Raw genomic sequence first — 7,127 nt, forward strand, 5'->3', positions numbered from 1 at the left:
GGGGGGGCGGGCCGGGGGGGGGGGCGCCCCCGCACCTCCTCCTGGATTAACGCACACCCTTTCTTTTTTTGCCCCTCTTTTACCTACAAGACTTGACGATACAGACAGCAAAACGACACGTTCCATCGAGCCGGGGAGGCCGGCATGCTGGTGCGCTTCCGGGTGACGAACCATGCGTCGCTCCGCGAGGAGCAGGAACTCACCCTCGTCGCGGACGACCGGCACGACGAACGGGCCGAGCAGGAGGTGCCCCGCAGCCGCCATCGGGTCGTGCCGGTGGCGGCGATCTACGGGCAGAACGCCTCCGGGAAGTCGAATGTCATCGACGCCCTGGTGTGGATGCGCACCGCCGTCCTGGCGTCGTTCCAGCGCTGGGACCCGTCCGGCGGAGTGCCCCGGCGCCCCTTCGCCCTCCGGAGCGGCGCCTCGCTCCCGCCGAGCGGTTACGAGGTCGAATTCGTGCTGGACGGCGTCCGCTACGCCTTCGGCTTCACCGTGGACGACGACCGGGTACTGGAGGAGTGGCTCTACGCCTACCCCGAGGGCAAGCCCCGGCGGCTCTACGAACGGCGTGGGGACGAGCCCGTCAGCTTCGGCCGCGGGCTCACCGGGCGGCGGAAGGTCATCGCCGACCTCCTGCGGCCGAACAGTCTCTATCTCTCGGTCGCGGCAGCGCAGGGGCACGACCTGCTGCGCACGATCTACGCGTGGTTCCGGAACGACCTGACGGTCGCCACCGACAGCGACTTCCAGCACCGGCTGGACCACACGGTCAGCCTGTGCCTGGCCGAACGGGAGCGGGGAGACCGGGCGCCGCTCATGGACCTGCTGCGCTTCGCCGACCTGGGCGTCGGCGGGCTGGAGATCCGTGAGCCCGGCGAAGAGGTCGTCGACGAGCAGGAGCGTGTGCTCGCGGCGCTGCGCGAGGTGCTCGGCGACCGGGTGAAGGTGGAGGCGCCGCTCGGGGACCGCGTTCGGGTGGAGCACCGGACCGCCGACGGGACGTTCACGCTCCGGCTCGGCGAGGAGTCCAGCGGCACCCGCACCTGGATCGGGCTGCTCGGCCCGGTCGTCACGGCGCTGATCCGCGGTGCGGTGCTGTGCGTGGACGAACTCGACGCACGGCTCCACCCTCACCTCACGGACGCCCTGGTCGGGATGTTCCAGTCGCCGGAGACCAACCGCCGCGGCGCACAACTGATCTTCAGCACCCATGAGTCGTCGCTCCTCGGGAGGAACTCCCGTACCGAACTCTTCCGGGACCAGCTGTGGTTCACGGAGAAGGACTACGACACCGGTGCGACCCGGCTCTTCCCGCTGACGGAGTTCTCGGTGCGGGACTCGATCGAGAACCTGGAGAAGCGGTATCTGGGGGGCCGTTACGGAGCGGTCCCGCACTTCGACAGCGATCTGCTGGCGGGCCTTGCCGCGGCGAGTGAGGGGGCCGCGCCGAGTGAAGGGCCCGCGGGCAGCGAAGAATCCGCGGGGAGCGAAGGACCCGCGGCGAGTGGGAAGGGAAGCGGGGGTGACGGTGCGACGGGGGAAGCCTCTCGGCCGGAAGCAGGGGAACCGTCCGGAACAGCGGAGATTCCTGATCTACTGCGAAGGTGAGTGCACGGAGACCCAGTACTTCAAGGGGCTGAAAGCGGAGTTACGGGCCCTGCCGGTGGAGCTCTGCATGGGCGGAGTGCACGGCGAGCCGAAGTCCCTGGTGCAGGCGGCCATCGAGCACCAGGCGAGAGCGCCCAGGAGCGCCAAGGACCGCTACACGGCGTACGACGAGGTGTGGTGCGTCGTGGATGTCGAGGCGCCGGTGCCGCACCCCGGACTGGGGGATGCCCTGCGGCTCGCCCGGCGCGGCGCGGTCAGTGTCGCGCTCAGCAACCCCTGCTTCGAGCTGTGGATCCTGCTGCACTTCAAGGACATCACCGCCTACCTCGCGTCCGGACAGGCGCAGCGGCTGCTGGAGAACGAACCGGGCTGCGCCGGGTATTCGACGGCCCGGAAGCATCTGGACTACGCATCGCTCCGGGCACTCCACGGCGTGGCGCAGTCCAGGGCGGAGCGTCTGCGGTCCCGTGCGGAGGCGGAGCGCGAGGGGAATCCGAGGGCGGTGAATCCCTGGACGGTCAACCCCTGGACCGATGTCGACGTCCTGGTCGAGGCTTTGCGGGACGCGCGGAACGGGAGAGCCGGGAAGCGGTGATGCGGCCCCCGGGCCGGGGGTCAGGTCGGGTCGTCGGCGAGTTCTGCGACGCCCGTGATGCGGTGCAGGGGGTAGGTGCGGATCTCGTCGGCCGTGTGGTCGTAGGCCGTGACGAAGCCGCCCTCCACCCGCACCGGGGCGATGACCCGCTGGCTGGCCGCGCCGTCGGCGTTCACATAGCCGATCCACACCGCGCTGCTGGTGAGAGCCGCCGCCTGCACCGTGGCGAGCGTCTCGGCGGAGGTGGTGCGGGGCAGCCGGCCGCCGTCGGACGGGGCGCCTTCCCGAGGCTCCGGCGCCTGCGCGGCCGCCGGCCTGCGTACGGCCGTGGCGGCGAGGTCGCCCGCGCGGATCGCCTTGACCGCGGCCGTGAGCAGCGTGGCGTCGGGGACGGGCGGGCCGCCCTGGACGGGGGCGGGCGCGGTACGCGGCGGAGTGCGGTGCGCGTCGGCCCGGGTGATCACCACGTCGCCCTCGGCCGACTCGGCGGCCGGCGCGTAGCCCATGTCCCGCAGACACTCCAGGAGTTGGTCGGGCGGTGCCTGGGTGGCCAGCACCGTGGGGGCGAGCCGGCGCAGGCGCAGCCCCGACGACCGCCGGTCGGCGAGGATCTCCGCGAGCAGGGCGTCGTCGTCGCAGCGGATGTACGCCGACGCCGCTCCGACGCGCAGGTGCCCGTGCTTGCGGGCCACGTCGTCGATCAGATAGCTGAGCGGCTGCGGGACGGGCGTCCGGGAGTGCTCGGTGAGGAAGGCGTGCAGGTCGGAGGCGGTCTGTCCGGCGTCCAGGGCGCGGCGGACGGAGCCCGGGGTGAAGCGGTAGACCGTCGCGCCGCCCTTGGACTCGACGTCGGCGAGCACTCCGAGCATCTCGGCGAGCGGCCGCTCCAGGGGGCCCGGCGCCACGGCCGTCAGATCCGCCTGGAGGAGGACGTGATCGAGCGGTTCGGGGAGCTTGGGGGCGAGCAGGGCGGCGGCGATGGCCGCTGCGGCGTGTACTTCGGCGGGGTGCGTCTCGGTGGCCGAGGGCGTGCCGCTGCCGCTGCCGCTTCTGGTGCCGCTTCCGGTGCCGGTGCCGGTGTCCGGGGTGGTGGGGCCGGTGGCGGGGGTGCTCGCAGTGGTCGGCTGGGGTGGGATGCGGCCGTCGGCGTCGCCCGGGGTGGGGGCGCTGGCCGTTGTGCCGTCCTTGCCGGGTGCCGGGGACGAGCCGGTCACGATGGTGGTGGGGCTCGCCGTGGTGGGGCTCGTCGTGTCGCCCGCGCCGCTGGCCGGTTCCGTCCGTGCTGTGGCGGGGCTGCCCGGGGTGGGCTGACCCGGGGTGGGCTCGCCCAGGACCGATGCTTCCGGGCCCCGCTCTCCCGGTGCCGTCGGTGTGCCCAGGAGGGCCCGGCCGTGGGCGGAGAGCGCGCCGCGGCCGGTGACCCCGAGGCGTTCGGCCTCGGCCAGGGTCCAGCGGGCGATCCGGGAGCGGAGGTCGTCCGGGTGGGGGTGGGAGTGCGGGTGGGGGTGGTGGTGCGGGTGGGGGTGCGCGTACTGGTGCGGGTGTCCGGTCGGGCCCGGGCCCGACTCCTGGCCCGGGGCCTCGCCCGGGCGGGCCGGGGCGCCGTGCTCCCAGCGCAGGCGGGCCAGGACCGCGTCCGGCTGCGGCGCTCCGCCGTCCGGGAGCATGGCGAGCAGTTCGAGGGTGCGGCGGCGGAAGTGCGGGGCCGGTGAACGGTCCAGCCCCGGGCCGAGCGCGGAGAGCGTGCGGCCCTTGGCGTCCTGGCCGCCGACCAGGCCCGCCGTGCGGGTCGCGGTCAGCCAGGCCGCGGCCAGCGCGGACCAGCGCTGTTCCGCGGGCCGGCGCAGCCACTCGTCGTACGCGGGGGTGGCCGCGAACCGTTCGTCGGCCTCGCCGTCGGACGCCAGGAGCCCGGCGGCGAAGGCGAGTTCGAGCCAGAACGCGGCCGTCGGCTCGTCGGTGTCGAGAGCGGTCGCGGTCCGCTTGAGATCGCGGACGCTCATGCCCCCGGCCCGCAGGACCCCGGGCCCGCCGAGCTCCCACGCCTTGAGCAGGTCCTCGACGACGCCCAGCGCGGCGAACGCCTGGCCCGCCGCCGTCGCGTCCACCACGCCCGGCCGGTGCTCGGCCACCGGCTCCAGCGCGGGCGGCAGCGGCTCCGGGGTGCGGTGGGCCCGGCCGTCGCGCAGATGCAGGGCGACCTCGCGCGGCAGGGCGACGGTGCCGGAGCCGGTGGGAAGCAGCAGACCGCGGGCCGTCAGCCAGCGGACCTGCGGCGACGGGTTCGCCGGGACCGTGCCGAACGGCGGGCCCCAGACGAGGCGGGCCAGCGTCTCCCGGGACTCCTCCGGGGCCTCGGCGAGCAGCGCCGCCATCCGCGTGCGGTCCTCGAACAGGGCGGTGAGCGCGTCGATCGCGGTCACCGGGTCGTGCGTGGCGGGCAGCCCCGCCGTGGCGATGATCTCCTGGAGCCGGCCGGGGGACATCCCGGTGGCCGCCTCGGCCACGGTCGGGCCCAGGCCGGTGGGGCTGGTCCGTGCTGGCCCAGCGGGAGGACGTGCCGCGCCGACGGGTCGTCCTGCGTGGGTCACGGGCCGTCCCGCTCCGGTGGCGGGTCGTCCTGCTCCGGTGGGGGAGGTGTGGCCCGGGAGGGCGGGTGCGGCCGTGCCGGACGAGGCGAGTGCGGTGCCGCCGGCCAGTACCTCGCGGGCGGTGCGGACCAGGCGCAGCCGCTCCTCCCCGCCCCAGACCAGGGCCTGGGCGCGCAGCGTGGTGAGCGCGCGGGGCAGCTCCCGTTCGATGACCTCGTCGCCGGAGTCGCCCGCCATCAGGCCGAGGAGGGTGGGGTACGGGCAGGGGTCCGGGGCGATCGCCAGCGCCTCGGCGGTCTGCAGCGCGAACCGGTCGAGCCGTTCCAGGGCCCGTACGACGGAGGCGCGGGTGCCGGCGCGGGTGGCGAGCTGGGTGAGGTCGCCGGGGACGGGGGAGAGGAGGTCGGGGCGGGTGCGGAGGAGGGTGGCGAGGGCGGGGTCGGGGCGGGTGCGGAGTTCTTCGGCGAGGGTTCGGGGGGTTCGGGGGGTGGTGGTGTTTTCCGGGGTGCCGGGGGTGCCGGGGGTGCCGGGGGTGCCGGGTGCGGTGGGGGTGCCGGTGTCGCTGGAGGTGCCGGGGACGGGGGTGCCGGTGCCGGTGCCGGTGCCCGGGGCCTGCGTGGAGTCGGGGGTACCGGTGGCGGGGGTTCCGGTCCTGGTGGAGCTGCCCGTGGCGGCGCCCGTACTGCGGCGGCGGGGGTCTGTCGGCACGCGCTCCTCCCGGTTCCGCTTGTCGGCCATCCGCCCCACGATAGCCGCTCCGCGGGGGGTGGGGACGGGGGTGGCGTTGTGGGGGCGCCGCGTGGCGCCGGCTGGGTGGGCGTGGGGATGGGGTGTGGGGATGGGGTGTGGTTTTCGGGTGCGGGGCGTCGTTGGTTCTGCGGGTGCGGGTGCGGGTGCGGGTGCGGGTGCGGGTGCGGGTGCGGGTGCGGGTGCGGGTGCGGGTGTGTGGTGGGTTTCGGGGGTGGGGGCTCCGGGGTGGGGGGTTCTGGAACGGATATTTACGGCCCGGGGGGCCACAAATATCCGGCAGCTTCCAGAACCCCCCACCCCTGCGCCCCCACCCCCTTGCGTTCACCCGGCGCTGCGCCCCTGCCTTCTTGTGTTCGGGCCACCGGCCCGGTGGCACCGCGCCGTCATGTCCGTCCAGCTCTGCGCTCCCATCCCTTGCGTGCGGCGGCCCCCTGCGGCCCGTCGTATGCCGTTGAGTGTGCGAGTGGTTGCGGACCCTCGTTGTCCCGGGGCGTGTGCCATGGGGGCAATCGGCGGTGGAGCCGGTACCGTCGAGGAGGTCGTCAACCAGTGCGCGCCCGCAGGGGATTTGGTGGGGATCGAGAGCGATCGGGTCGTCTTCGACTATCTGAGCCGGGTCGGGGACCTGGCTCAGCAGCAGCAGATGCCGTCCGGGGACCGGATGCGGCTGGTCACCCGGCTGCGCTCGGAGATCGAGCAGCAGCGGGCCGGCGGGGCCGACAGTCCCGCGGCGGTGAAGCGGATTCTGGGGAAGTTGGGTACGCCCGCCGAGGTGGTGGGCGGTGCGGGGGAGGCGCCCGACGTTCCGTCGCCGGCCGCCGTGCCGTTGGTGAAGCCCCAGGTGCCCGTGCAGCGGCAGGCGTCCGGTGCCGCGCCGCCGCATCTGGCGGGGGAGGACGAGCTCGGGCCGCGGGTGCCGGTCACCGACTGGTGGCGGGTCGAGCCGGGGCCGTTCGGCGGGCCGGGGCAGTCCGTTCCGGGGTTCAGCGGGGGGATCGAGATCCCCGAGATGCTCGAACCGCCGGAGCGCGCCGCGGTGGAGAGCGCCCCGGAGCCCGCCAAGGCGGAGGAGAAGCCGGTCCCGCGGGTTCGGGGGGCCGGGCTGGTGCGGCGGGTGGTCGCGCGGCGCCGGGAGGAGACGCGGGCGCCGCTCAGTCCGCTGCTGGTGATCGCCGCCGGGCTGCTGGTGGCGGGGGCCGTGCTGGGGAATCTGGTGCTGCTGGGCCTGGGGTGGGTCGTCGCGTACGGCACGCGCCGACTGTCCCGGATCGAGGCGAAGTTCGCCGCGGTCGGGCTGCCGGGGCTGGTCGCGGCGAGTGCCGTCGTCTGGCTGTGGGGGCGGGTCGAGGGGCGCTGGGGGGAGCCCGTCCCGAAGGACGGGATGGCCGCGGCGCTCGGTGAGACCTGGCCGGTGGCGCTGCGCACGGCGGCCGTCGCCTCCGCGCTCTTCCTGGTGTGGCGGGCGAGGCGACGGCCGCGGGGCAACTAGGGCGTGTTTCGAAAGTAGCGTCGTCCGCCCGAAGGGCGGGGCCGGAGGTGTCCGGTGCGTGCGATCGCAAGGCGGAGGGAGGAGAGCGCAG

At 74.7% G+C, this 7,127-nt stretch carries 4 protein-coding genes; 3 read left to right on the top strand and 1 reads right to left on the bottom strand.

Annotated features, from left to right (window positions below; translation table 11 throughout):
• Positions 1 to 144: 144 nt before the first annotated feature.
• The gene (locus ABT112_RS34365; protein ID WP_351515739.1) at positions 145 to 1,611 is read left to right on the top strand and encodes an AAA family ATPase; all 1,467 of its coding nucleotides are present in this window, start codon (positions 145 to 147) and stop codon (positions 1,609 to 1,611) included.
• Positions 1,532 to 2,206 carry an RloB family protein gene (locus ABT112_RS34370; protein ID WP_351515742.1) on the top strand — a complete coding sequence of 225 codons (675 nt, stop codon included), beginning with the start codon at positions 1,532 to 1,534 and terminating at the stop codon, positions 2,204 to 2,206. Before ABT112_RS34365 ends, ABT112_RS34370 begins: the two co-directional genes overlap by 80 nt.
• Before the next feature lie 20 nt (positions 2,207 to 2,226).
• Here ABT112_RS34370 and ABT112_RS34375 read toward each other — a convergent pair whose 3' ends face one another.
• Entirely contained in the window at positions 2,227 to 5,535 is a 3,309-nt protein-coding gene (locus ABT112_RS34375) for a helicase-associated domain-containing protein (RefSeq protein WP_351515740.1), read from the bottom strand.
• Positions 5,536 to 6,046: 511 nt separating this feature from the next.
• Between ABT112_RS34375 and ABT112_RS34380 the strand changes: the two genes are divergently transcribed.
• Complete coding sequence (locus ABT112_RS34380) at positions 6,047 to 7,036, top strand: hypothetical protein (RefSeq protein WP_351515741.1); 990 nt, start codon at positions 6,047 to 6,049, stop codon at positions 7,034 to 7,036.
• Positions 7,037 to 7,127: the final 91 nt, after the last annotated feature.

The sequence above is a fragment of the Streptomyces sp. NPDC002055 genome, assembly GCF_040296705.1.
Taxonomy (GTDB): domain Bacteria; phylum Actinomycetota; class Actinomycetes; order Streptomycetales; family Streptomycetaceae; genus Streptomyces.

What these genes read in the sequence shown, in the direction of transcription:
- ABT112_RS34375 (WP_351515740.1), bottom strand. Translation starts at nt 5,535, where the DNA reads ATGGCCGACAAGCGGAACCGGGAGGAGCGCGTGCCGACAGACCCCCGC.
- ABT112_RS34380 (WP_351515741.1), top strand. Translation starts at nt 6,047, where the DNA reads ATGGGGGCAATCGGCGGTGGAGCCGGTACCGTCGAGGAGGTCGTCAAC.
- ABT112_RS34365 (WP_351515739.1), top strand. Translation starts at nt 145, where the DNA reads ATGCTGGTGCGCTTCCGGGTGACGAACCATGCGTCGCTCCGCGAGGAG.